The 22,616-nt window shown below is 73.7% G+C and carries 20 protein-coding genes; 10 read left to right on the top strand and 10 right to left on the bottom strand.

Annotated elements, in window-relative coordinates; all coding sequences use genetic code 11:
* Complete coding sequence (locus ACFCZF_RS06250; RefSeq protein ID WP_376670666.1) at nucleotides 1–561, bottom strand: tripartite tricarboxylate transporter TctB family protein; 561 nt, start codon at nucleotides 559–561, stop codon at nucleotides 1–3.
* Nucleotides 558–1,544 (bottom strand): Bug family tripartite tricarboxylate transporter substrate binding protein, encoded by a 987-nt coding sequence (locus ACFCZF_RS06245; RefSeq protein WP_376670665.1) that lies wholly within the window; start codon nucleotides 1,542–1,544, stop codon nucleotides 558–560. The genes ACFCZF_RS06250 and ACFCZF_RS06245 overlap by 4 nt, the downstream gene beginning before the upstream one ends.
* A 320-nt stretch (nucleotides 1,545–1,864) precedes the next feature.
* On the opposite strand from ACFCZF_RS06245, the gene ACFCZF_RS06240 reads away from it, so the two are divergent.
* Nucleotides 1,865–3,511 (top strand): ATP-binding protein, encoded by a 1,647-nt coding sequence (locus tag ACFCZF_RS06240; protein WP_376670664.1) that lies wholly within the window; start codon nucleotides 1,865–1,867, stop codon nucleotides 3,509–3,511.
* Entirely contained in the window at nucleotides 3,508–4,335 is an 828-nt protein-coding gene (locus tag ACFCZF_RS06235; protein ID WP_376670663.1) for a response regulator, read from the top strand. The genes ACFCZF_RS06240 and ACFCZF_RS06235 overlap by 4 nt, the downstream gene beginning before the upstream one ends.
* On the opposite strand, the gene ACFCZF_RS06230 is transcribed toward ACFCZF_RS06235, so the two are convergent.
* Nucleotides 4,298–4,888: a TetR/AcrR family transcriptional regulator gene (locus ACFCZF_RS06230; RefSeq protein ID WP_376670662.1), complete on the bottom strand. Its 591-nt coding sequence runs from the start codon at nucleotides 4,886–4,888 to the stop codon at nucleotides 4,298–4,300. The two genes, ACFCZF_RS06235 and ACFCZF_RS06230, sit on opposite strands and share 38 nt — an antisense overlap.
* Nucleotides 4,889–5,133: 245 nt before the next feature.
* On the opposite strand from ACFCZF_RS06230, the gene ACFCZF_RS06225 reads away from it, so the two are divergent.
* From ACFCZF_RS06225 to ACFCZF_RS06210, 4 genes are read left to right on the top strand one after another with little or no spacing between them, the layout of a single operon-like run.
* A complete protein-coding gene (locus tag ACFCZF_RS06225; RefSeq protein WP_376670661.1) occupies nucleotides 5,134–5,733 on the top strand; it encodes a 2Fe-2S iron-sulfur cluster-binding protein in 600 nt (199 codons plus the stop codon).
* Nucleotides 5,730–6,722: an FAD binding domain-containing protein gene (locus ACFCZF_RS06220; RefSeq protein ID WP_376670660.1), complete on the top strand. Its 993-nt coding sequence runs from the start codon at nucleotides 5,730–5,732 to the stop codon at nucleotides 6,720–6,722. Before ACFCZF_RS06225 ends, ACFCZF_RS06220 begins: the two co-directional genes overlap by 4 nt.
* On the top strand, nucleotides 6,719–8,857 hold the full coding sequence (locus ACFCZF_RS06215) for a xanthine dehydrogenase family protein molybdopterin-binding subunit (protein WP_376670659.1): 2,139 nt from the start codon (nucleotides 6,719–6,721) through the stop codon (nucleotides 8,855–8,857). The genes ACFCZF_RS06220 and ACFCZF_RS06215 overlap by 4 nt, the downstream gene beginning before the upstream one ends.
* Entirely contained in the window at nucleotides 8,850–9,980 is a 1,131-nt protein-coding gene (locus ACFCZF_RS06210) for an XdhC family protein (protein WP_376670658.1), read from the top strand. The genes ACFCZF_RS06215 and ACFCZF_RS06210 overlap by 8 nt, the downstream gene beginning before the upstream one ends.
* 377 nt (nucleotides 9,981–10,357) lie before the next feature.
* Here ACFCZF_RS06210 and ACFCZF_RS06205 read toward each other — a convergent pair whose 3' ends face one another.
* From ACFCZF_RS06205 to ACFCZF_RS06190, 4 genes are all read right to left on the bottom strand, one after another.
* Entirely contained in the window at nucleotides 10,358–12,133 is a 1,776-nt protein-coding gene (locus ACFCZF_RS06205; protein WP_376670657.1) for a glycoside hydrolase family 15 protein, read from the bottom strand.
* A gap of 154 nt (nucleotides 12,134–12,287) precedes the next feature.
* Nucleotides 12,288–13,106, bottom strand: a complete 819-nt coding sequence (locus tag ACFCZF_RS06200; protein ID WP_376670656.1) for a polysaccharide deacetylase family protein — start codon at nucleotides 13,104–13,106, stop codon at nucleotides 12,288–12,290.
* A 51-nt stretch (nucleotides 13,107–13,157) separates the two neighbouring features.
* Nucleotides 13,158–14,084, bottom strand: coding sequence for a DMT family transporter (locus ACFCZF_RS06195; RefSeq protein ID WP_376670655.1), 927 nt, complete (start codon nucleotides 14,082–14,084; stop codon nucleotides 13,158–13,160).
* A 27-nt stretch (nucleotides 14,085–14,111) separates the two neighbouring features.
* Nucleotides 14,112–14,966, bottom strand: a complete 855-nt coding sequence (locus ACFCZF_RS06190; RefSeq protein WP_376670654.1) for an SDR family NAD(P)-dependent oxidoreductase — start codon at nucleotides 14,964–14,966, stop codon at nucleotides 14,112–14,114.
* A 274-nt stretch (nucleotides 14,967–15,240) separates the two neighbouring features.
* On the opposite strand from ACFCZF_RS06190, the gene ACFCZF_RS06185 reads away from it, so the two are divergent.
* The 3 genes from ACFCZF_RS06185 to ACFCZF_RS06175 all read left to right on the top strand — a co-directional run bounded on the left by ACFCZF_RS06185 (nucleotide 15,241) and on the right by ACFCZF_RS06175 (nucleotide 17,481).
* Nucleotides 15,241–16,347, top strand: coding sequence for a galactosyldiacylglycerol synthase (locus ACFCZF_RS06185; RefSeq protein WP_376670750.1), 1,107 nt, complete (start codon nucleotides 15,241–15,243; stop codon nucleotides 16,345–16,347).
* A 110-nt stretch (nucleotides 16,348–16,457) separates the two neighbouring features.
* Nucleotides 16,458–16,844, top strand: a complete 387-nt coding sequence (locus ACFCZF_RS06180) for a DUF2267 domain-containing protein (RefSeq protein WP_375907702.1) — start codon at nucleotides 16,458–16,460, stop codon at nucleotides 16,842–16,844.
* Between the two features lie 97 nt (nucleotides 16,845–16,941).
* Nucleotides 16,942–17,481 (top strand): DUF1360 domain-containing protein, encoded by a 540-nt coding sequence (locus ACFCZF_RS06175; RefSeq protein WP_376670653.1) that lies wholly within the window; start codon nucleotides 16,942–16,944, stop codon nucleotides 17,479–17,481.
* Nucleotides 17,482–17,527: 46 nt separating this feature from the next.
* Here the strand turns inward: ACFCZF_RS06175 and ACFCZF_RS06170 are convergent, their stop codons facing one another.
* Nucleotides 17,528–17,935, bottom strand: a complete 408-nt coding sequence (locus ACFCZF_RS06170; protein WP_375907696.1) for a DUF5997 family protein — start codon at nucleotides 17,933–17,935, stop codon at nucleotides 17,528–17,530.
* Nucleotides 17,936–18,018: 83 nt separating this feature from the next.
* Here ACFCZF_RS06170 and ACFCZF_RS06165 point away from each other — a divergent pair, with 83 nt between their 5' ends.
* Complete coding sequence (locus ACFCZF_RS06165) at nucleotides 18,019–18,843, top strand: LysR substrate-binding domain-containing protein (protein WP_376670652.1); 825 nt, start codon at nucleotides 18,019–18,021, stop codon at nucleotides 18,841–18,843.
* Nucleotides 18,844–18,864: 21 nt separating this feature from the next.
* On the opposite strand, the gene ACFCZF_RS06160 is transcribed toward ACFCZF_RS06165, so the two are convergent.
* Nucleotides 18,865–19,605: a DUF4142 domain-containing protein gene (locus ACFCZF_RS06160; protein ID WP_375907691.1), complete on the bottom strand. Its 741-nt coding sequence runs from the start codon at nucleotides 19,603–19,605 to the stop codon at nucleotides 18,865–18,867.
* A gap of 102 nt (nucleotides 19,606–19,707) precedes the next feature.
* The gene (locus ACFCZF_RS06155) at nucleotides 19,708–22,536 is read right to left on the bottom strand and encodes a beta-L-arabinofuranosidase domain-containing protein (protein ID WP_376670651.1); all 2,829 of its coding nucleotides are present in this window, start codon (nucleotides 22,534–22,536) and stop codon (nucleotides 19,708–19,710) included.
* Nucleotides 22,537–22,616: the final 80 nt, after the last annotated feature.

The raw sequence follows: 22,616 nt of genomic DNA, 5'->3' as shown, positions 1-22,616 counted from the left end.
TCAGAGCACTCCCATCAGCGGACCGCCGGGCAGTGGCACTCCGAGCAGCTTGTCGAAGACGATGTAGGTGATCAGGGACAGCACCGCGGCGATCAGCGGATCGCGGTCCAGGCGGCGGCTGCCGAGGGCGAAGGCGGCACCCCAGAAGAGCAGCGCCCCGGCGACCGGGAAGCCGACCGGCTCGATGAGTACGGCCGCGCCGAGGAAGATCCCGGAGAGCAGCAGCACCGTGCGCCAGTCGGCCGGTTCGGACAGGTCGATGTCCTCGCCGCCCTCCGCCTCGCCCCGGCCGCCGCGCAGGACGTCGACGGCGAGCAGCGCGGCGATCACCAGCAGCCCGATGCCGACCACGATCGGGACGGTCTTGGGGCCCACCGGCCCGCGCTGGGTGATGTCGACGTCCATGGTGAGCGCGTCGGTCAGGACGAGCACACCGAGCGCCAGCAGGAGGACGCACACGCCCAGTTCGGAGTGGTCGCGCAGCCACGAGCGCCGCTGGGCCGCCGGGGACGGGGCCGGGGTCGGGTCGGGCGCCGGGGAGGAGTCGGTCCGCGTCGTCACAGTCCTAGCTCCTTCAGTACCGACACCACGCGCTTGTCCTGGGCCTCCAGGAACGCGCCGAACTTGTCACCGGTGAGGAAGGCGTCGTCCCAGCCGTTCTGGTCCAGGGACTTCTTCCATTCCGGAGAGTCGTGCAGCTTCTCGAACAGGCGGGTCAGCTTGTTCCGCTCCGCCTCCGACAGGCCGGGCGGGGCGACGATGCCGCGCCAGTTGGTGAAGTCCACGTCGTAGCCGGACTCCTTCAGCGTCGGCGCGTCCTTCAGGTCGTCGACCCGCTCGGGGCCGGTCACCGCCAGCACCCGCAGCTCGCCCGCCTTGATCTGGTCCAGGTACTCGCCGACACCGGAGACCCCGAACCCGACCTTGTTGCCGAGGATCGAGGCGAGCAGCTCGCCGCCGCCGTCGAAGGGGATGTAGTTGACCGACTTGGGGGAGATCCCGGCGGCCTGCGCCATCAGCATCGGCGCGAGATGGTCGGGCCCGCCCGGCGACGAACCGCCGCCGACGGGGATCTTGCCCGGGTCCTTCTTCCAGGCGGTGATCAGTTCGTCGATCGTCTTGTACGGCGAGTCCTTGCCGACCACGACGACGTCCTGCTCCTCGGTGAGGCGCGCGATCGGCGTGGTGTCGGCGAGGGTCTTGGGCGCGTGGTTGGAACGGGCGGCGCCCACCACACCGAGGCCCATGGACATGGCGAGCTTGCCGTTGCCGTGTTCGCTCACCAGCCGGCTCAGGCCTACGGTGCCGCCCGCGCCGGGCAGGTTGAACACCTCGATGTTGTGCGTGAGCCCGGCGTCCTCGGCGTTCTTCGCGGCCGTGCGGGCGGTGATGTCGTAGCCGCCGCCCGGCGTGTTGGGAACCATGAAGCGCAGGCCGGGGATCTGTGTGCCGGTCTCGGCGTCGCTGCCCGTGGAGAGCAACGGCGGTCCCGCGAGCACGAGCACGGCGGCCCCGAGCAGGGCAAGGGGGGTGCGCAGGCGCACGTATGACACCACCTGTCGATTGGGTAGAGCGGTAAGTGGTAAGGGGTGATCCCCAAAGTGGTAAGGGGTGATCCCCTGTGGGGGAGGGTGACGTGGGCCACATGGTGCCTGCGCACCGGCGGCCTGTCTTCCTTGCGGAACCAAGGGAGGTTGTGGTCTTTGCGGTCGCCGCCCGTCCGCCCGGTGGATCACCGGTATGTCGCCGACGCATCCCCGGTTCATTGCGAAGACAGCACATCTCTTTCCTTCGCCACAGGTGGGCGCCATGATGGCGACCCGGCACACCCGCCCGCCCCCGTCAGCCGAGATCGAGTTCAGCCGTGGCCCCCACCTTCCGCCGTCAGACCCTCGCGGGCGAGATGCTGGTCCTCCAGCTCGCCATCGTCGTGGTGGTGCTGCTCGCGGTCGCGGCCGTCTCGCTCGCCCAGTCCAAGGCCACCTTCAACCGCGTCGAGGGCCGCCGGGTCACCGCCCTGGCCGAGCAGCTGGCCGCCACGCCCCTGGTTCGCAGCCAGCTCCTGCGCCCCGTGCCGCAGGAGGCCCTCGCCCCGCTGGTGAACTCCACCCAGACCCAGTCCGGGGTCACCTCGGTCACGGTGGCCGACGCCGACGGCCGCGTCGTCAGCTCCACCGACCCCACGCTGATCGGCGGCCGACTGCCGCGCGGCGAGGGCGCCGCCGGGGGACGCGGCTGGTCGGGCCCGCTGACGGTGCAGGGCAGCCGTGAGCTCGTCGCCCAGGTCCCGGTGCTCGGCGCCACCCGCGAGACCCTCGGCCGGCACCTCGGCACGGTGATGGTCGGCGAGGCCGACCCGACGGTGTGGCAGCGCCTCAGCGGCGCCTCGTCCTACCTCCTCGCCTACCTCGGCATCGCCAGCGGCCTCGGCGTGGCCGGCTCCTGGCTCCTCGCCCGGCGCGTCAAACGGCAGACCCTCGGCCTGGAGCCGCGCGAGATCGCCGGGCTCGCCGAGCACCGGGAGGCCATGCTGTACGGCATCGCCGAAGGCGTGGTCGCCCTCGATCCGCAGCACCGGCTCACCCTGGTCAACGAGATGGGCCGGCGCCTGCTCGACCTGCCCGCCGACTGCGTGGGCCAGAGCCTGGACGGCCTCGGCATCGACGGACGGCTGCGCGACGTCCTGGCCGGGGCCGCGCCGGACGAGGCCGAGCCGCGTGACGAGGTCGTGGTCCGCCACGGCCGGGTCCTGGTGATGAACCGCATGACCGTCACCAAGGACGGCCGCCCGTTCGGCTCGGTCACCACCCTGCGCGACCGCACCGAACTGGCCCGCCTGGAACGGGAGATCGGCGCCTTCCGCAGCACCTCCGAGCTGCTGCGCGCCCAGGCCCACGAGTTCGCCAACCAACTGCACACCATCTCCGGACTCATCCAGATCGGCGAGCAGGACGAGGTCGTCCGCTACATCCGCGCGCTCAACCAGCGCCGCCAGTCCCTGGACGTCACCCTCAGCCGCCGGGTCCGCGACACCGCCGTCGCCGCGCTGCTGACGGCGAAGTCCTCCCTGGCGGCCGAGCGCAGGGTCGCCCTACGGGTATCCGACCTGACGGCGCTGGACCGGCTCGCCCCGGAGGACGCCGCGGACGTGGCGACCGTGGTCGGCAACCTCGTCGACAACGCCATGGACGCCGCCGCGGCGCCCGACGGCGACCACGACGCCTGGGTGGAGGTCGAGCTGAGGCAGGATGCCTCCAGCGTCGAGATCGTGGTCCGCGACTCCGGACCCGGCGTGGCGCCGGAACTGGCCCGCGAGGTCTTCTCCCACGGCTTCACCACCAAGGCCGCCCGGCAGGGCGAGCGCGGCATCGGCCTGGCGCTGACCAGGCTGGTCTGCGAGCGTCACGGCGGTGAGATCTCGGTGACCAACACCCCCGAGGGGGCCATGTTCACCGCACGCATGACCGTCAGCCACCTCACCGACGCGGTGGCGGAAGGAGCAGCACCATGACGGGTACGAGCGGCCCGGCCGACACGACCGCGACGACCGCCACGACGGGGGTGGCCGGGGCGACCTCCACGACGGGGGCGGCCGGGGCGACGGCCCGTGCCGTCGGCGCCGCGATCGGCGTGCTCGTGGTCGACGACGACTTCATGGTGGCCCGGGTCCACCGCGCCTTCGTGGAACGCGTCGAGCCGTTCCGGGTCGTCGGGGTCGCCGGTACCGGGGAGCAGGCGCTCGCCGCCGTCGGGGAACTGCGCCCCGACCTCGTCCTGCTCGACCTGTACCTGCCGGACGTCTTCGGCCTCGACGTCATCCCACGGCTGCGCGCCGCCGGGCACGACTGCGACGTCATGGTCATCAGCGCGGCCCGGGAGGCCGACGCGGTGCGTGGCGCCGTCCGGCACGGCGTGGTCGACTACCTGCTCAAACCGTTCGACTTCGAGGACCTGCGGGTCCGGCTGGAGCGCTACGCCGTCCAGCGGGGCCGGCTCCTCGGCACAGTGGTGCGCAGCCAGGCCGACGTCGACCGCGTACTGGCGGGAGCGGCGCCGGCCGCGCCGGTCCCGGCACTGCCCAAGGGCATGAGCGTGGAGACCGCCGAGCTGGTCGAACGCACTCTGCGTGAGGCCGACGGCACCCTGTCCGCCAGCGAGTGCGCGGCCCTGACCGGCGTCTCCCGGGTCAGCGCCCGCCGCTACCTGGAGTACTTCCACACCGTCGGCAGCGCGGAGGTCTCCCTGCGCTACGGGGTGGCGGGCCGCCCCGAACGCCGCTACCGCTTCCGAGGCGCGGTCACCGGCCTGGCGCTCCCGCCCGCAGCGCGTCCATGACGAAGTCCAGGAACCGGGTGGCCCGCGGCTGCCAGTCCTCGCCGGGATCGATCAGCCAGAGACCGCCGATGACGAGGAAGAAGTCGTCCGCGGAGATCCCGGGCCGGATGGTGCCGGCCTCCTCGTTGGCGCGGAGCAGGAGCTGGGCCGCGTCCATGACGGGGGTGGGGCGCGGCTTCTCCGGTCCGCCGGGCGCGCTGGTGACCAGCCGGATCGCGTCCGCCAGACCGGCCTTGGTCATGGCGAACCGGGCGAGGCGGTCCATCCACTCACGCAGGGCCCGCTCGGGTTCCCGCGTGGCCAGCAACTCGGGCGCGGCATCCGCCACCTGCTGCATCTCGTAGCGGTAGACCTCCAGGACGAGCGCTTCGCGGTGCGGGAAGTTGCGGTAGAAGGTGCCCTGTCCGACGCCCGCCTTCTTGGCGATGCCGCTCAACGGGGCGTCCGCGCGGCGCGTCAGTTCCTCCGTGGCCACTTTCAGGATCCGCTCGCGGTTGCGCTGGGCGTCCGAACGCAGGGGAGTGTCCGGCCTGTCTCTCTTCGGCTGGGGCACTCGTGCTCCTTCCGGGTTCGTGGCCGAATCCCGTTCTTGCTAAGCGGACAACTGTCCGTTACGTTTTTCAGTGAGCGGACAGTTGTCCGGTTGGTGCCCACTCTAGCGGCGGACACGGTCGGCGGCCCCGACCGCGCTCGACCCCACTGCCTACAGCCCATTTTCACTGTCACCCGACATCAACTGTCACCAGACACCAGTTGTCACCAGACACCACTGTCACCAGACACCAAAGAAGGCTGCCCATGGCCCCAGCGCCCTCGTCGACGTCCAGCGCCGTCGTCCTGAACATCAACGGCGAGAAGCACCAGCTGACCGTCGACCACCGCACCACCCTCCTCGACGCCCTGCGCGAGCGCCTCGACCTCACCGGTACCAAGAAGGGCTGCGACCAGGGGCAGTGCGGTGCCTGCACCGTCCTGGTCGACGGGCGCCGCGCCGTCTCCTGCCTCAACCTCGCCGTCGCCGCCGAGGGGCGCGAGATCACCACCATCGAGGGCATGGCCGAGGGCGACCGGCTGCATCCGGTGCAGCAGGCCTTCCTCGACCTCGACGGCTACCAGTGCGGGTACTGCACGCCCGGCCAGATCTGCTCGGCCGTCGCCGTCATCGAGGAACACGCGGCCGGCTGGCCCAGCGCCGCCACCGAGGACGTACGGCCCGAGGCCGGACCGCCACCCCTGACACCGGAGGAGATCCGCGAACGGATGAGCGGGAACCTGTGTCGCTGCGGCGCCTACGTCTCCATCGTCCAGGCGGTCGCCCGCGCGGCCGAGGCCGACGGAGCGGCGGCTTCCGAGGGCGACGCGAACCAGGGCGGGACCGCGAAGGAGGCGGCGGCATGAGGGAGTTCGGTTACGAGCGCGCCGACGACGTCTCCGGTGCGGTGGCGCTGCTCGCCGCCGACCCGGACGCCCGGTTCCTCGGCGGCGGCACCAACCTCGTCGACCTGATGAAGACCGGCGTCGAACGCCCCGCCCGGCTCGTCGACGTCCGCGAACTCCCCCTGGACGGCATCGAGTCGACCGCCGACGGGGGCCTGCGCATCGGCGCGACCGTCACCAACAGCGATCTCGCCGCCCACTCCGAGGTGCGACGCTCCTACCCGGCATTGACCCAGGCGGTACTGGCCGGCGCCTCCGGGCAGCTGCGCAACATGGCCACCGTCGGCGGCAACCTGCTCCAGCGCAACCGCTGCGGCTACTTCACCGACGTGAGCAAGCCGTGCAACAAGCGCGTCCCCGGCAGCGGTTGCCCCGCGATCACGGGCGAGCACCACAACCACGCCATCCTGGGCGCCTCCGACCACTGCGTGGCCGTGCACCCCTCGGACATGGGCGTCGCCCTGACGGCCTTCGACGCCGCCGTCACCTACGAAACCGCCGACGGACCGGGCGAGTTGCCGCTCGCCGACTTCTATCTCCCCGTGGGCGACACGCCGCACCGCGAGACCGCCCTCCCGCCCGGCGCGCTGATCACCGGCATCACCCTGCCGCCCGCCCCGGTCGCCGCCCGCTCCCGCTACCGCAAGGTGCGCGAGCGTGCCTCGTACGCCTTCGCGATCGGCTCGGTCGCCGCCGCGCTCGACGTCGAGGACGGCGTCGTACGCGACGCGCGGCTGGCCTTCGGCGCGGTCGCCTCCCGGCCCTGGCGGGCCCGCGCGGCCGAGGACGTGCTGATCGGCCGACCGGCCGACGGGGAGACCTTCGCCGCCGCCGCGGACGCCGAACTCGCGGCCGCCAGGCCGCTGCCCGACAACGGATACAAGGTGACCCTCATGCGCAACCTCGTGGTGGCCGTCCTGACCGAACTCGTCGAGGAGGCCGCCCGATGACCACCGCCACCACCGGTCGTACGACGGCGAAGGGCGTCGTCGGCACCGCGCACACGCGCGTGGAGGGCCGCGACAAGGTCACCGGAGCGGCCCGCTACGCCGGCGAGATCCCCTTCGCCGACCTCGCGCACGGCTGGCTGGTGCTGTCCACCGTCGCCCGCGGCCGCATCCGCGAGATCGACACCGACGCCGTCCTCGGCATGCCCGGCGTGCTCGCCGTCCTCCACCACGGCAACGCCCCACGCGTCGACACCGACTACGTGGGCATGCTGGGCATCCCGCCGGACCCGACCGCCGCCGTCTTCCAGAACGACCGGGTGCCGCACGCGGGCTGGCCGGTCGCCCTCGTCGTCGCCGGTACGCCCGAGCAGGCGAGGGAGGCGGCCGAGGCCCTCGTCGTCACGTACGACGCGGAACCGCACGACATCACGTTCACCGCCGACCACCCCGACGCCTATCCGGGCGACGGACACATGCCCGCCGAGACGGAGAAGGGCGATCTGGCGGCCGGCCTCGCCGCGTCCGCCTTCGTGGTGGACGAGGAGTACACCACCCCCGAAGAGCACCACAGCATGATGGAGCCGCACGCGGCCACCGCCCTCTGGGACGGCGGCCGGCTGGAGGTCGTCGACTCCAACCAGGGCACCACCTGGGTCCAGGGCGAACTGGCGAAGATGTTCTCGCTCGACGAGTCCTCGGTGCGGGTGCGCTCCGAACACATCGGCGGCGGCTTCGGCAGCAAGGGCCTGCGCGCCCACCAGGTGTCCGCCGTGATGGCCGCGACCGTCCTGCAGCGGCCGGTCCGGGTGGTCATGACGAGGCGCCAGATGTTCTCGCTGGCCGGTTACCGCAGCCCCACCGCCCAGCGCGTCCGGCTCGGCGCCGACGCCGGCGGGCGGCTGCGCGCCCTGGAGCACCGTTCACTCAACCAGACGTCGACCGTCTACGAGTTCGTCGAACCCGGCGCCGGTGTGGCCAGGGTGATGTACGACGCCGACGCCCACCGCACGGCCAACCACGTCGTACGGCTCGACGTGCCGTCCCCGACGTTCATGCGCGCGCCGGGTGAGGCGCCGGGGTCCTTCGCGATCGAGTCGGCGCTCGACGAACTCGCCGAACGCTGCGGCGTCGACCCGATCGACCTGCGCCTGCGCAACGAACCGGAGGCCGGCCCGGTCTCCGGGCTGCCGTTCAGCAGCCGCAACCTGGCCGCCTGCTTCGACGAGGGAGCCCGCCGCTTCGGCTGGGCCGAGCGCGACCCGCGCCCCGGCGTGCGCCGCGAGGGGCGCTGGCTGCTGGGCACCGGAACGGCAGCCGCCTCCTTCGGAGCGGGCGCCGCCCCCTCCACGGCCCTCGTGACCGCGGAGGCGGACGGCACCTTCACCGTGCGGATCTCCGCCGCCGACATCGGCACCGGCGCCCGCACCGCGCTGACGCTGGTCGCCGCCGACGCGCTGGAGGTCACGCCCGAGCGGGTCAGGGTCCGCATCGGGGACAGCGACTTCGGACCGGCGATGATCGCGGGCGGCTCGATGGGCACCCGCTCCTGGGCCTGGGCGATCACCATCGCGGCCGGCGAACTGCGGGAGCGGCTCGCGCTGGGCACGAACATCCCGCCCGAGGGCATCACCGTACGGTCCGACAGCACCGAGGCCCTCGGCGCCCTCGCGCAGAAGGAACGGCACTCCTTCGGGGCGCAGTTCGCCGAGGTCGCCGTGGACACCGCCACCGGCGAGGTGCGGGTGCGCCGCATGCTCGGCATCTTCGCGGCGGGCCGCATCGTCAACCCGCTCACCGCCCGCAACCAGCTCGTCGGCGGCATGGTCTGGGGCATCTCCATGGCCCTGCACGAGGAGGCGGTCCGGGACCGGGCGAGCGGCGGCCTCTACGGCCCCGACCTCGCCGGCTACCACGTCGCCACGCACGCCGACATCACGGACATCGAGGCGGACTGGGTGGACGACCCCGACCCGGACGACCCGGTCGGCATCAAGGGCGTCGGCGAGATCGGCATCGTGGGCGCCGCGGCCGCCGTCGCCAACGCCGTCTGGCACGCGACCGGCGTACGCCAGCGGAACCTGCCGATCCGGCCCGACCGCGTACTGACCCCGGCTGGGGGAGCGGTGGATGCTTGACATCGCCGACCAGCTGAACCGCTGGCTCGCCGAGGGCCGGGAGTTCGCCGTCGCCACCGTCGTCTCCGTCGGCGGCAGCGCACCGCGCGGGCCCGGCGCCGCCCTCGCCGTCGACAGCGAGGGCACGGTGATCGGCTCGGTCTCCGGCGGCTGCGTGGAGGGCGCGGTGTACGAGCTGTGCTCCGACGCCCTCCGGAGCGGCGAGACGGTGCGCGAACGGTTCGGCTACAGCGACGAGGACGCCTTCGCGGTCGGGCTGACCTGCGGCGGGGTGATCGACGTGATGGTCACGCCGGTCGGCGTGGACTCGCCCTCGCGAGAGGTGTTCCGGGCGGCGCTGTCGGCCGCCGCCGGGGGCGGTACCGCGGCCCTCGCCCGGGTCGTCGAGGGCCCGCCCGAACTCCTCGGTCGGGCCCTGCTCGTCCACCCCGACGGCTCGCACGAGGGCGGTCTCGGCGGTCACCCGGACCTGGACCGCACGGCGGTGGCCGAGGCCGGGGCCCTCTTGGACGCCGGCCGCACCGGCACGGTCGGCGTCTCGGAGGACGGTTCGCACTGCCCCGGCGGGCTCACGCTGCTCGTCGAGTCGAGCGTGCCGCCGCCCCGCATGATCGTCTTCGGCGCGGTGGACTTCGCGGCGGCACTGGTGCGGGCCGGCAAGTTCCTCGGCCACCACGTGACCGTGTGCGACGCCCGGCCCGTCTTCGCCACGCCGGCCCGCTTCCCCGAGGCCGACGAGGTCGTGGTCGACTGGCCGCACCGCTACCTGCGGAGCACGCCGACCGACGGGCGCACGGTGCTGTGCGTACTCACGCACGACGCCAGGTTCGACGTACCGCTGCTGACGGAGGCCCTGCGGATGCCGGTCGCGTTCGTCGGCGCGATGGGCTCGCGCCGCACCCACGAGGACCGCGACCGACGGCTGCGCGAGGCGGGCCTGACCGAGCGCGAGCTGTCCCGGCTCCGCTCACCGATCGGCCTGGACCTCGGCGCCCGGACACCCGAGGAGACCGCCCTCTCCATCGCGGCGGAGATCGTCGCCTCCCGACGCGGCGGCACGGGCGTGCCACTGACGGGCGGGGCGGCGCCGATCCACCGGGGTTTGGCTGGGGCGGCTGCGTGACGGGCCTGGCAGGGGGCGGCGACCTGGCGGGCTGGCTGGGGCGGCTGCGTGACGGGCCTGGCTAGGGGCGGCGACCTGACGGGCCTGGCTGGGGGCGGCCGCGTGACGGGCCCGGCCGGGACGGCTGGCTGCCTGACGGACCCGGCCGAGGCGACCGCCTGGGCAGGGGCGTGGCTGGGGGTGGCTGTGGATGTGGGGCGGCGGTCGGCTGCCGGGACCCCCGCGCGCGTGACAAAGGCGGAGGCGACGGGTTCGGCTCGGCCGGCTGCCTCCCGGCTGCTGCCGGGGCCCGGCCGGAGCCCGGGCGGCGGCGGCCCGACGCGGGGTCCTCGGGACGGTCGCCCCGCACGGATCGGCCGGGGCGGGTGCCCGAGGGGTCAGGGCAGTGCCGACTCGCCGGCCAGGCGGACCGCGCACTCCAGCATCATCGCGTGCACGAAGGCCTGCGGGAGATTGCCGCGCAGCTGCCGCTGGCGCACGTCGTACTCCTCGGCGAACAGCCCGGGCGGTCCGCAGGCCGCCCGGGTGCGCTCGAACCAGCGGAACGCGCCGGTCCGGTCGCCGACCCGGTGCGTGGCGAGCGCCATCGTGAAGCCGCAGAGCAGGAAGGCCCCCTCGGCGTCACCGAGCGGCTCTCCGGGGTGTTCGAAGCGGTACAGGTACCCGTCCTCGGCCAGCCGGGACTCGATGTACGCGCGGGTGGCCGCACCGTCGTCGTCCCCGAACGCGCAGCCGCGGGCCATCGGCACCAGCAGCGCGGCCTCGGGCCCGTCGTCGTCGGCGGCCCGCCGCCAGCGGCCGTCGGCGTCCAGGCACCGGCGCCGGGTCTCCCGCAGCACGGTGTCGGCGAGCGCGGCGCAGCGCTGTCCCGCCGCGCCGGGCAGCACCTCCGCCATCCGCCGCAGACCGCAGACCACGCTCAGCCGCGAGTGGGTCCACCACCGGTTCTCCAGCTCCCACAGCCCGGCTTCCGGCTTCAGCCACTGCCGCTCCACGACGTCCACCGCGACGGCGGCGGCACGTTCCGCGTCCTCGGTCAGCCGGTCGTGCGCGGCGGCCGCGGCGAAGAGCTGCAGCGCCTCGCCGAAGGTGTCCAGCTGGAACTGGGCGCCCGCGTCGTTGCCGACGTGGTCGGTGCCGCCGGGATAGCCGGGAAGCCGCAGCGAGCGTTCCCCGCCGACCGGTTGCCCGTCGACCGTGTAGGCGGGGCGGACCTTGTCGCCGTCCTCGAGGATGCGCTCGGCGACGAAGCGTACGGCGTCGTCGACCAGCGGGTGCGGGCCGTGCGCGGCGACCGCGAGACCGGCGTAGCACTGGTCGCGGAGCCACGCGTAGCGGTAGTCGTAGTTGCGCCCGCTGTTGGCCCGCTCCGGCAGCGACGTGGTCGCGGCGGCCACCATGCCGCCGGAGACGCTGGTCAGCCCGCGCAGTACGGCGTACGCGTGCCGGGCGTCGCGTGGCGCGGCCAGCCGCGAGCAGTCCGGGACGGCCCGCCGCCATTCGCGTTCCGTGGACCGCCACAGCGCGTCGGCGTCGAGCGGTCCGGTCTCCTGTCCCTCGGCCAGTTCCAGCACCAGGTCGTGGGTCTCGCCCTCGCGCAGCCGGAACTCGCCGCACAGCCCACCGCCGGCCCGCCAGACCGCCTCCGGCGCCCCGGCCAGCCGCATCCGCAGCCCTTCCGCCTCGGCCGTCCACACTCCGTGTTCCTGCCGGGGGTCGCGCATCCGGCCGTTCCCGAAGCCGGGCCTCGGGTCCAGATCCAGGCACAGCCGTGCCTCGCCCCGCTCCACGCGCATCCGGCGCAACAGCACGAGCCGGTCGGTGCGGGCCGGCAGGGCGAGCGCCTCACGGCATTCGATGACGCACTCGGAGGTCACCCACCGGCTCACCCGGATCAGCGTGCCCTCCTCGTAGGAGCCGCCCCAGACGTGCCAGGGGTCGGCCGGCTCCACGTTGAAGTGTCCGGCCCCGCCGATGAGCGCCGAGAACACCGCGTCGTCGTGCCACCGCGGGGCGCACAGCCACACGATCCGGCCCCGGGGGTCCAGGACCGCCCCCCGCTCGCCGTCGGCGAGCACCGCGTACTCGCGCAGGGCCCAGGGAGGACACGACGGGTCCGGGGCCGCCGCGCGCTGATCGTCGCCGTCCTTCATGGCGCTACGGCTATCCCGGCGCCGGTGACCGAAACGGTGACGCTCCCGACGCCACCGGAACGTACGCCGACCGGACGCCCCGTGGAGCGCGTCCCTCCCCCGCGAGAACACTCCCGCCCCGCCCGTCCCCCCGGCCCGTTCACCGCACCGCACCTCACCTGACCCCCTGCCCCGCCCGTTCACCGCGTTCCTGCCCGAGCCCGCGCTCGCTCCCCCCACCGCCCCGCTCCTCCGCCCCGATCACTCCGTGCTCGCTCAGCGGCCCCACCGTCCACCCCGCCTCGCGGCAGTCGCGCACGATGCCGGGCAGGGCGCCGAGGGCGGCCCGCCAGCTGCCCGGGGCGGAGACGTGGTCGGTGTCGTGGAGCAGGATCGTGCCGCCCCCTCGCAGGTCCGCCGCGACGGCCGCCCGTACCGAGGCGGGCGTGGCGTCCTGCCGCCAGTCCTTGCCCCACGTCGTCCACAGCACCGGCCGCACCCGGGCCCGGCGGGCGGCGGTCCAGCGTCCGGAGGTGAGGATGCCGTAGGGCGGGCGGTACCAGCGCGGGACGCGCCCGGCGACCTCGCCCACCGCGTGGACGGCACGCAGCAGCTCGCGCGCGTCCCGCGCCGGCGACGGCAGCCACGGACGGTCGTGCGACCAGCCGTGGACGGCGAGTTCGTGCCCCCGCCGGGCCAGTTCGAGGGCCGTCTCCGGGTGGCGTACGACGTTCTCGCCCAGGACGAAGAACGTGGCGCGTACGCCGAGCGCGTCCAGTACGTCGAGGAAGTGCGGTGTGGACGCCGGATCGGGGCCGTCGTCGAAGGTGAGGGCGATGTGGCAGGGGCGTCCCTGTCCGGCCAGGCCCGGGAACCGGCGTCGGCGCAGCCCCGGCAGCCAGGTCGCGGCCGGACCGATGTGGGCCAGCGCGGCGGCGACGACGACCGGCGCGACCGCGCACGCCCCCGGTCCGGCATGGAACCCTTCGCGCATCCGTGTGTCTCCCGTGTCTCCCGCCCCGCTCCGCGGCTCCGCGCAGCTCGGTCATGACCCCCGCTGTTGCTGTTCCCGCCTGCCCGAGTCCGGCCCGTCCCGTGCCGCCGGCGCCGTGTCCCACGCGCCGTGGACCGACGGCGCGCGGGCCAGTCCGACACTGCCGAGCCCGATCAGCGCCACGCCGATCAGCTCCGGCAGCACCCGCACCCCGAGGGCGATCTGTTCGCCGAACAGTGCCCAGCCCAGGGCGACGCTGGTCAGCGCGTCGCCGAGGGTCAGAGCCGGCTGCGACGCCGCGAGGGTCCCCGCCCGCAACGCGCTCTGCAGCAGCAGGAAGCTGATCACCCCGACCACCGCCATGGCGTACGGCGGCCACTGGGTCAGGACGGCGCCCACCCCCTGGGGGAGCCGCCCGGTGACCTCCTTCAGCAGCCCCGCCGTACCGCCGAACGCCACCGCGGACGCCGACCCGAACAGCGCGGCGCGGGGCGCGCCCCGGACCAGACTGCCGATCGAGGCGAGGACCGTCACCACGACGAACAGCGCCAGACCGGCCCAGCCCCACCGGCTCGGATCCGCGGTGTCATGGCCGGGCGACGGCGCGGCGGCGCCCAGGAACAGCGCGAGCCCCACGGCCAGGGCCACGAAGGCCAGCCAGGTCCGCAGGTCGGGACGCCGGTGGAAGACCAAGCTCCCGACCATCAGGGTGAACAGCAGCTCACTGGCCATCAGCGGCTGGACCACGGCCAGGCTCCCCACCGCCAGCGCGGCCCCCTGCAGCACCGTCGTCAGGGCGAGCAGCGCCGCGCCGCCCACCCAGTACGGGTCGCGCACCAGCCGCAGCAGCGAGCGCACCACCGTGTGGACGGCGCCCGTCCGCTCCTCGTCCTGCGCGGCGGCCCGGCGCTGCAGTACCGACGCCGCCGCGTTGGACAGCGCCGCGAACAGGGCCAGGACGACGGTGAGGACACTCACCGCCGCGCGCTCCCGCTCATCCGGATCTCATCCGAACCGCGCGGCCAGCCGCCGGTACAGCCCCGGAGCCGCGCCCCGCACCCGGCACGGCAGCCGCAGCCAGCCGGGCACGTAGACCTCGTCCCGGCCCCGCACCACCGCGGTCCGCACCGCGTCGGCGACGCGCTCGGCGGGCACCGGGCGCGGCCTGGACCGGAGGTAGGGAGTGCCACGGCGCTCGAAGAACGGTGTGTCGACGACACCGGGCACCACATGCGTGACCCCCACGCCGGTTCCCCGCAACTCGTAGCGCAGGGCGTCCGCGAAGGCGCCGACCGCGGCCTTGGCGGCCGAGTACACGGCCTCGTCGCGCACCGCCACGCTCCCCGCCAGCGAACCGACCAGGACCACCCGCCCCGATCCCGCCGCCACCATGCCCGGTAGTACCAGTCGCACCAGCCGCAGCGTGGCCAGCACGTTGATGTCGAGCACCTCGTCGATGGCGTGCGGGGGCATGTCCAGGAACTCCCCGGCCCAGCCGACCCCGGCCCCGGCCACCAGGAGGTCCACCGGGCCCACCGTGGCCAGCGTGAAGTCGGCGAGCTGCCGGTCGGCGCCGGGCATGGTGAGGTCCGCGGCGAAGGCGGTGGCCGCGGTGTGCTCGGCGACCTCGCGCAGCCGGGACGGATCGCGTCCGCTGAGCACCAGCCGCCAGCCGCCCTCGTCACTCAGCCGTCGGGCCACGGCCGCGCCGATGCCGGAGGACGCGCCGGTCACGAGTGCCGTGCGCGTCCGCGTGCCCCGGGCGCCGACGGGCTCACGCCGGGGCCTGGCGTGGTCCGCGTCGGGCGCGACGACCTGCGGTCCGGGGGCGGACCGGGGGCGGGAGAACGCATGGACCATGAGACCACCTTGGCTCGGGGCGGACACCGGGGACAGACCGACCGGACGGTCGGGCTCCGGGGTTCGACCGGACGGGCGGTCACGGAGTATCCCTGGCGGAACACCCGAAACGCCCGCTTGTGCGGTGGTTTGGAAGTGGTTTGGAAGTGGTTTGGAACATGCCGGAAGGGCAACTTGCACCGCCGTGCATCTTCGCAGCTCATCAACGCCCCGCCGTCCCGCGGCCAGGCGCACCCCCGGGGACGGCAGATGTCTGCTGGTGATCAGCGCGAGCATGGGCGCCGGGCACGACACGGTCGCCGCCGAACTCGTCCGCCGAGCCCGGGAGCGCGGTGACGACGCCCTGGTCGTCGACGTCCTCGCGCTGCTGCCGTACGGGCTGGGCAGTGCGCTGCGGCACTTCTACCGCGGGTCGGTACGCCACTTCCCCTGGGCGTACGCCGCCCTGTACCGCCTGTTCCTGCGTCCCGGCGCCGGTCGCCGCCCCGGCGGCACGCCCCTGGCCCGGCTCGCCGGGGGCCGGCTGCGCGAGCTGGCCGAGAGCACGGGCGCGGACGTGGTCGTCCCCGTCTTCCATCTCGGCGCCCAGCTGACCGGCCATCTTCGCGCACGGGGGCTGCTGCAGGTGCCCAGCGTCGTCCTCGTGATCGACTTCGCCGTCCACCGGCAGTGGCTGCACCCCGGCAACGACCACCACCTGTGTCTCACGGAGCACGCGGCGCGCGAGGTGCGGGAGAGCATCGGCACGCCCGCGTGGACGTGCGGCCCGGTCGTGGCTCCGGAATTCTTCGCCGAGGCGCTCGACGCGCCTGACGCGCCTGACGTGCCCGACGCTCCTGGAACGGTCGGGTGGCGGGGGCTGTTCGACCGTCTCGGTCCCGGGCGGCCCGCCGTGGTGCTGTGCGCCGGTGCCTGGGGCGTGGGCTCGCACCTGGACGCCACCGTCCGGCTCCTGACGGACCACGGCTTCCTGCCGGTCGTGCTCTGCGGGGACAACGAACGGCTGCGCCGGGAACTGTCCGGCACACCGGGCGTGGCCGCGCTGGGCTGGGTGACGGACATGCCCGGCCTGCTGCACGCCGCCCGCGCCCTGGTCGACAACGCCGCCGGCCAGACCGCCGTACAGGCGCTCGCCGCCGGACTGCCGGTCGTGGGATACCGCCCGATACCCGGACACGGTGCGGCCGGTGTCCGGGGGATGGCCGCGCTGGGCGTGTCGGAGGTCGCCGAGGACGGGGCCGGCCTGCTCGGCGCACTGCGGCGGCTCACCGCCCCGGGTCCGGCCCGGCGAGAGCGGATCGCCGCCGGACGCGCGCTGTTCACGGACGACGCGGTGGCCCGGGCGTACGCTCTCGCCGAAGCCGAGCGCGCACGCCGGTGAGACCCCGCAAGCCAGTGAGACCACGCACGCCGGTGAGACCTCGCCCGTTTCCCCGTCCCCGGCGGTGGGCACCCGGCCCGAAGCGTGAACCGGCGGAAGGAGGCGGCGCCGTGGGGCTCGACGAATTCCTGACCCTGGTCCGCGATCGTGGCGAGTACCACAGCAAGGAGGAGGCCGAGCAGGTCAGTACGGCCGTCCTGTGGGTGATCGCGTCCTGTGTCGACCCGGAGGAGGCCGCAGGCCTGGCCGCCGACCTGCCCGCGCCCTTGGACGACGCGCTGCGCCTGGAGCGCGGGCGTCCCGAGTCCTTCGGTCGGGAGGAGTTCCTGCGACGCGTGGCACAGCAGACCGGCGCCCGCCCGCGCACCGCGGAATGGGACGCGGGCGCGGTGCTCTCCACCCTCACCGAAGCGGTGCCCGGTGAACGCGTCGACCGTCTCCTGGCCCACCTGCCCGCGGACTGCGCGGACCTCTTCGGCGGACCTGCGCCGCACTGAGAGCGGCGGCCCACGCGCACGCGTGGCAGACGGCCGGAAGCGGGCACCCGGTCCCGGCCGAAGAGGCGGCACCCGCACAGGAGGCAAGGAGACATGCATGACGGACGGTGAGCAGCGCCGCGACGAGCGCCCCGACGATCGCCACGACGACCGCGCCGACGTACGTTACGACGAAGAGGGGAACACACCGCTCGGCGGATACGCGGCGCTCGCGACGACGTTCGCGGCGGGTGCCGGAGTGTTCGCCGTGACCGCGTGGCGCCGCGGGCTGCGACTGCCCGAGACCGTCCCGGCCTGGGACGTGGCGCTGCTGGGCACGGCGACGTTCAAGGCGTCCCGGCTGCTGACCAAGGACAAGGTCACCAGCTTTCTGCGGGCTCCGTTCACCCACCGTGAGCGCGAGAGCAACGCCAACGAGGTGATGGACGCGCCGCGCGGCTCGGGCCTGCGCCGCGCCGTCGGCGACCTGGTGTCCTGCCCGTTCTGCACCTCCGCCTGGGTGGCCGGCGGGCTCGTCGGCACCTACGCCGTCGCGCCCCGGGCCGCCCGGCTGCTGTGCGCGGGGCTGAGCGCCGTCGCCGTGTCGGACTGGCTGCAGTACGCGTGGAGCGTGACGGAGCAGAAGGCCGAGGAATGACCTGGAGGGCGGGCGAGCGGGCGGTCGGGCGCGCCCGCCGGTACGGTCAGTCGCGCTCCGCCTGTTCGGCCCGCTCCGCCCGCTCGGCGTGCAGCTTCTTCACGCGGGCCGTCTCCTTGCGGACGTCGGCCTGGACGGCCTGCTCCCGCTCCAGCCACTGAGGGCGCTCCTGCTTCAGCGCCTCGATCTGCTCCGTGGTGAGCGGTTCCGCGACCCCGCCCCGGTGCAGACCCGCGATGGAGACACCCAGCTTGGCCGCGACCACCGGCCGCGGGTGCGGACCGTCGCGCCGCAGATCCCGCAGCCACTCCGGCGGGTCGGCCTGGAGCGCGTTGAGCTCGGCGCGCGTGACGACGCCCTCCCGGAACTCGGTGGGTGTGGCCTCGAGGTACACACCCAGCTTCTTCGCCGCGGTCGCGGGCTTCATGGTCTGGGTGTTCTGGTGCGACGTCATGGTGTCAAGGGTATCGAGCGTCTGCGCGACCGCCGACCAGGCCGGGGGACGGCGGGCCCGGCCACGCCCGGTAACCTGGCCGGGTGACAGGCTCGGAAGAACCCCCCTCGTTCCGGCTCGCGTACGTCCCGGGGGTGACGCCCGACAAATGGGTGCGCATCTGGAACGAGCGACTGCCCGGCGTCCCGCTGTCCCTGACCCAGGTACCCGCCGCCGAGTCGGACGGCGTGCTGCTGGCCGGTGACGCCGATGCCGGGCTGGTGCGGCTGCCCGTCGACCGCTCCGTCCTCAGCGCGATCCCCCTCTACACCGAGACCACGGTCGTGGTGATCCCCAAGGACCACCTCGTCACGGCGGCCGACGAGGTGGCCGTGGAGGATCTGGCCGACGAGATCGTGCTGCATCCCCTGGACGACGTCCTCGGCTGGGAGCGGCCGCCGGGCCGGCCCGCCCTGGAGCGTCCGGCCACCACGGCGGACGCCGTCGAGCTGGTGGCGGCCGGGATCGGCGTGCTGCTCGTGCCCCTGTCGCTGGCCCGGCTGCACCACCGCAAGGACCTCACGTACCGGACGGTCACGGACGCCCCCGAGTCGAGCGTGGCGCTGTCCTGGCCCGAGGACGCGCACACGGACCGGGTGGAGGACTTCATCGGGATCGTCCGGGGCCGGACCGTCAACAGCACCCGGGGCCGACAGCCGGCCCAGGCGCCGGCGAAGGGCGAGCGCACCGAAACGGCCTCCGCGCGGCGTAAACCGCCGGCCGGGAAACAGACCGGCGGCGCCCGGCGCGACGCCGGCGGCAGCACCAGGACCGGCGGCAAGGGCGGTAGCAGGACCGGCGGCAAGAGCGGCGGTACCAAGAGCGGCGGCGCCAAGAGCGGCAGGCGCGGCAAACCCCGCCGCGGTTGACGCGGTTGGCGGTGCCGCGTGTCAGCGGACCGTCGGACTGGGCGTCGGCGCCGAGGTGTTGACCTCCAGCCCCGGCGGCGCGGTGAGGGAGAGCACCGGCTCGCCCGGCTGCGGCGCCGGCGGCGTGAGCTGCACCTTGGGCAGGCTCGGTGGGGCCGACTGCTGGAAGTTGACCTGGTCGAAGTTGACCAGGCCGGTCTTCTCCAGCACGGTGATGTGGTCCAGCACGGTGTCGTTGGCCTGATCGGCCAGCTGCCTCACCAGGCTGTTCTTCGTGTTCGCGCGGATCTTGGCGATGGCCGGGAAGATCTGGCCGTGCGTGATGCGCATGATGTTGACCGCGGTGGTGTCGAACTGCTTGCCCGTGGACCCGTCCACGGTCGAAACGAACTGCTGCTGCTGCGGGGAGGCCAGGTTGGGCAGGGTGATGCCCAGCTCGGGCGCGATCTTGCGGCAGGTCGCGTCGAGCCGGGCATGCCCGACGACCAGGTGCTCGCCGGCCTCCACCATCTCCGGTGTCGAGCCCCGCTCCATCGCCATCAGCCCCAGCGGATGTTCCCACAGCCCGGCGGCACGGACCTTCACCACGAAGTCCCGGTCCGCCTCGGTGAGCGGCCCGAACACCGTGTTGGTGATGACACGGTCCTGAGTACTGGCCGTGTTCCGCACCCCGAGCATGGTCGGGTAGGCGAGCGCGGTGAGGGTGAGGACCAGGGCACCGGCCACGAAGGCGGTCCCTGCCGTGGTGCGCGTGATGCGCATCGTGCCTCCTGGGGCAAGACAGGCTCGGACACCAGGAGGTACGGACGAGGGCGGCCGTCCGATCACTTCCGCGGGTAAAAACTTGCTCCCGACTTGCTCCCGTCAGTCCGCGTACGACGCCTCCCGCGCGGTCCGCACCACCCGCTCGCCCTCGTCGCCCCCGAGCAGCCCGGCCTCCACCCACGCGTCCACCGTGGACCGCACGTGCGTCACCAGCGCGCCCTTGCCGCGGAACGGGGCCGCGGCCCAGATCTCGTCGAGCAGCGTGGTGCCGTCGCCCTTCGCCGGGTTGGCGACGCCCGAGTCGGTGCCGCCGAGGACCACCCGGGGTTCCGAGCGGCGGAAGTAGGCGTGCGTCGGCTCCTCGGTCCCCTCGGCGAACGGCGCCCACTCGGTGCCGTCCAGCGTGTAGTGGAGCGGCTCGCCGGGCACGGGGGCCAGCGTGGGCAGCAGGTCGCCGGAGAGACCCGCGTTGCCGTACAGCCCGCACTCCAGGTGATCGGTGGCCGGGTCGCGGCCGACCAGGTTGACCGGGCCGTAGAACAGGGCCTGCAGTGACGGGTCGTCGAGGGCCTTCTCCACCCGCAGCCGGAAGGGCACCCGGATGCGCACGGTGTCGCCCCGGCGCCAGGCCCGGGACACGGTGAAGTAGCTCCCCGGCGTCGGAGTCCCCGGCACGGCGCGCCCGTTGACGGTGACGCGGAAGCCCGCCGTGGCCCACGACGGCACCCGCAGCCGCAGCGCGAAGGAGGCGCTGCCGCCGCCGATGACGAGGGTGCTGCCCTGCTCCCGGGGATAGTCCGTGCTCTGGGTGACGGTGACGCCCCGCTCGGCCCAGGTCAGGGTGGAGCGGGTGTAGAGGTTGACGTACAGGGCGCTGCCGTCGGCCGCGGCGAAGTACACCGAGTCCTGGTACTTGGTGGCGCTCTCCATCCCGGTGCCCTCGCAGCAGGTCGTGCCCTGCTTGGGGGTGTAGTCGCGCACGTGGCCGGGCGTCAGTCCGACGAAGTAGGTGACGAGCGGCTTCTCCGCGTCCGGCTGGTCCTGCTTGGAGCCGAGCACCTGGTTGTACAGGGCCCGCTCGTAGTAGTCCATGTACGCCGGGTCCTGGTCGTGGAAGAACAGCGTCCGGCTCAGCTTGAGCATGTTGTACGCACAGCAGGTCTCGGCCGTGGTGTCCCCGATCGTGCCCGCGACCACGCCCCGCGCCTTCCAGAACTCGCCGGTGCTGGTGCCGCCGATGGCGTACATGCGGTGCGGTACGACCATGCCCCAGAAGTTCTTCGCCGCGGTGAGGTAGCGCTCCTCGCCCGTCGTGTCGTACAGCCGCACCAGACCGGTGAAGATCGGTATGTGCTGGTTGGCGTGGAGACCGTCGAGGACGTCGGTGTTCGCGGCGCAGGCGTCGATCAGCCGGTCGAGGTCGAACAGGCGGGCCAGCGCGAGGTGCTCCGTCTCGCCGGTGACCGCGTGCAGGTCGCAGATCGCCTCGACGACGCCGCCGAACTCCCCGCTGGAGAAGATGCCCCACATCCGCTGCAGCGTGGCCGCGGGCAGCTTCGACAGCCGGGAGTACATCCAGTCGCACATGCCGGACGCGAGGTCCAGCGCCCGTTCGTCGCCGGTGGCGAGGTGGGCGTCCAGCAGACCGCGGAGGATCTTGTGCGCGGTGTAGTACGGCGCCCAGACCTTGGTGTAGTCGCTGCCGGTCATCGACTCCAGCTCGATGAACTGCGTCTCCGGGTAGGCCGCGAGGAACCCCGGGTGGCCGGGCCCGCCCCAGGTGCGGCGCAGTGTGGCCGTCAGCCCCCGGCCGGAGGCGTCCGCGAAGGTTCCTCCGGGGGTCTCCTCGAAGGCGTACGACGCCAGGTCGCCCCGGCCCGCCGGTGTCTCGGCGGCGCGACCGTCCCGCAGCGCTGCGATCTCGGCGGCGCTCAGGGCCCGCGACCAGACGTCGAACTCGTCGAAGGCGCCCGCGAAGACGGGGTCGGCGGGGTACTGCGAGCGGCCCAGCCAGTGGTGGGCGAGCGGGCCGAGGGCCGCCGGGGTCAGGGTCATGGCCGTGTTCCGGGCCACGGCGGTGCCGTCGACGTAGAGGGTGCCGGTGCCGTCCGCGAGGGTCACGGCCAGGTGACTCCACTCGTCCAGGGGCAGCGCGGCCGTGCCGTCGAGGCCCTGCTCGCCCGCGGCACCGCTGTCGGTGAGGGCGAAGCGCGGTACGCCGTCGGTGTTGCGGACGGCGAGGTAGAGGTAGCGGTCGGTGTCGTCGCCGAAGTCGAGGACGCGGGCCCAGTCGCCGCCGTGGGTGGGCTTCACCCAGGCGGCCAGCGTGATCGCCGGGGTGTCGCCGAGGACACCGGCGGGCAGGTCGACGTACTGGTGGGAGCCGCGCACGTTCTCGACGGCGCTGCCGAAGCGGCCCTCCGTGCTCAGTACGGCGGGATCGTGGCGCAGGGCCTCGCGCACCTCGGTCAGCGCGCCGACCATGGTGTCGATCCGCTCGGCGAAGACCCGTTCCCCGGTGCCGCGGTACGCCTGGGACAGCATGGTCAGGAAGTGGCCGGTGTAGTGACCGCGCAGGTTGCCGTTGGCCTCGCCGTCCAGGCCCTCCCAGCCGCCGGGGGCGACGGCACCGAGGGTGGACAGGCCGGCGTTGGCGCGGAAGACCTGGAGCAGCCGGTTCACGTCGTAGCCGCGGGCGTGGTCCAGCATCAAGCTCCGCTTGTCGGCGAAGACGCCCCGGCCGAGCGTCACCTCCTCCAGCCCGAAGGGTCGTACGGACCAGGCCGCCGGCGCCCCGGGGCCCGCGAGCGCGGCCGGTGCCTGTGGCGTGGCGCCGGGCCGGCCGCTCGCCGCGTACGAGAGCGCGGGCGTGCCCGCGGCGATCGCCGTGGCCAGCAGCAGGGTCCGCCGGGAGAGGGGCGCTGCCATGTGCTCCTCGATTCTTTCGATATATCGAACAGCGTTCGGAAGATCGTCCAGAAGATAGGCAGCAGGTGGGGGAGCGTCAA

The organism is Streptomyces sp. NPDC056296 (assembly GCF_042268605.1).
Taxonomy (GTDB): domain Bacteria; phylum Actinomycetota; class Actinomycetes; order Streptomycetales; family Streptomycetaceae; genus Streptomyces.
Note: the sequence above shows the minus strand (reverse complement) of the source record. Positions and strands in the feature narration are given on the sequence as shown.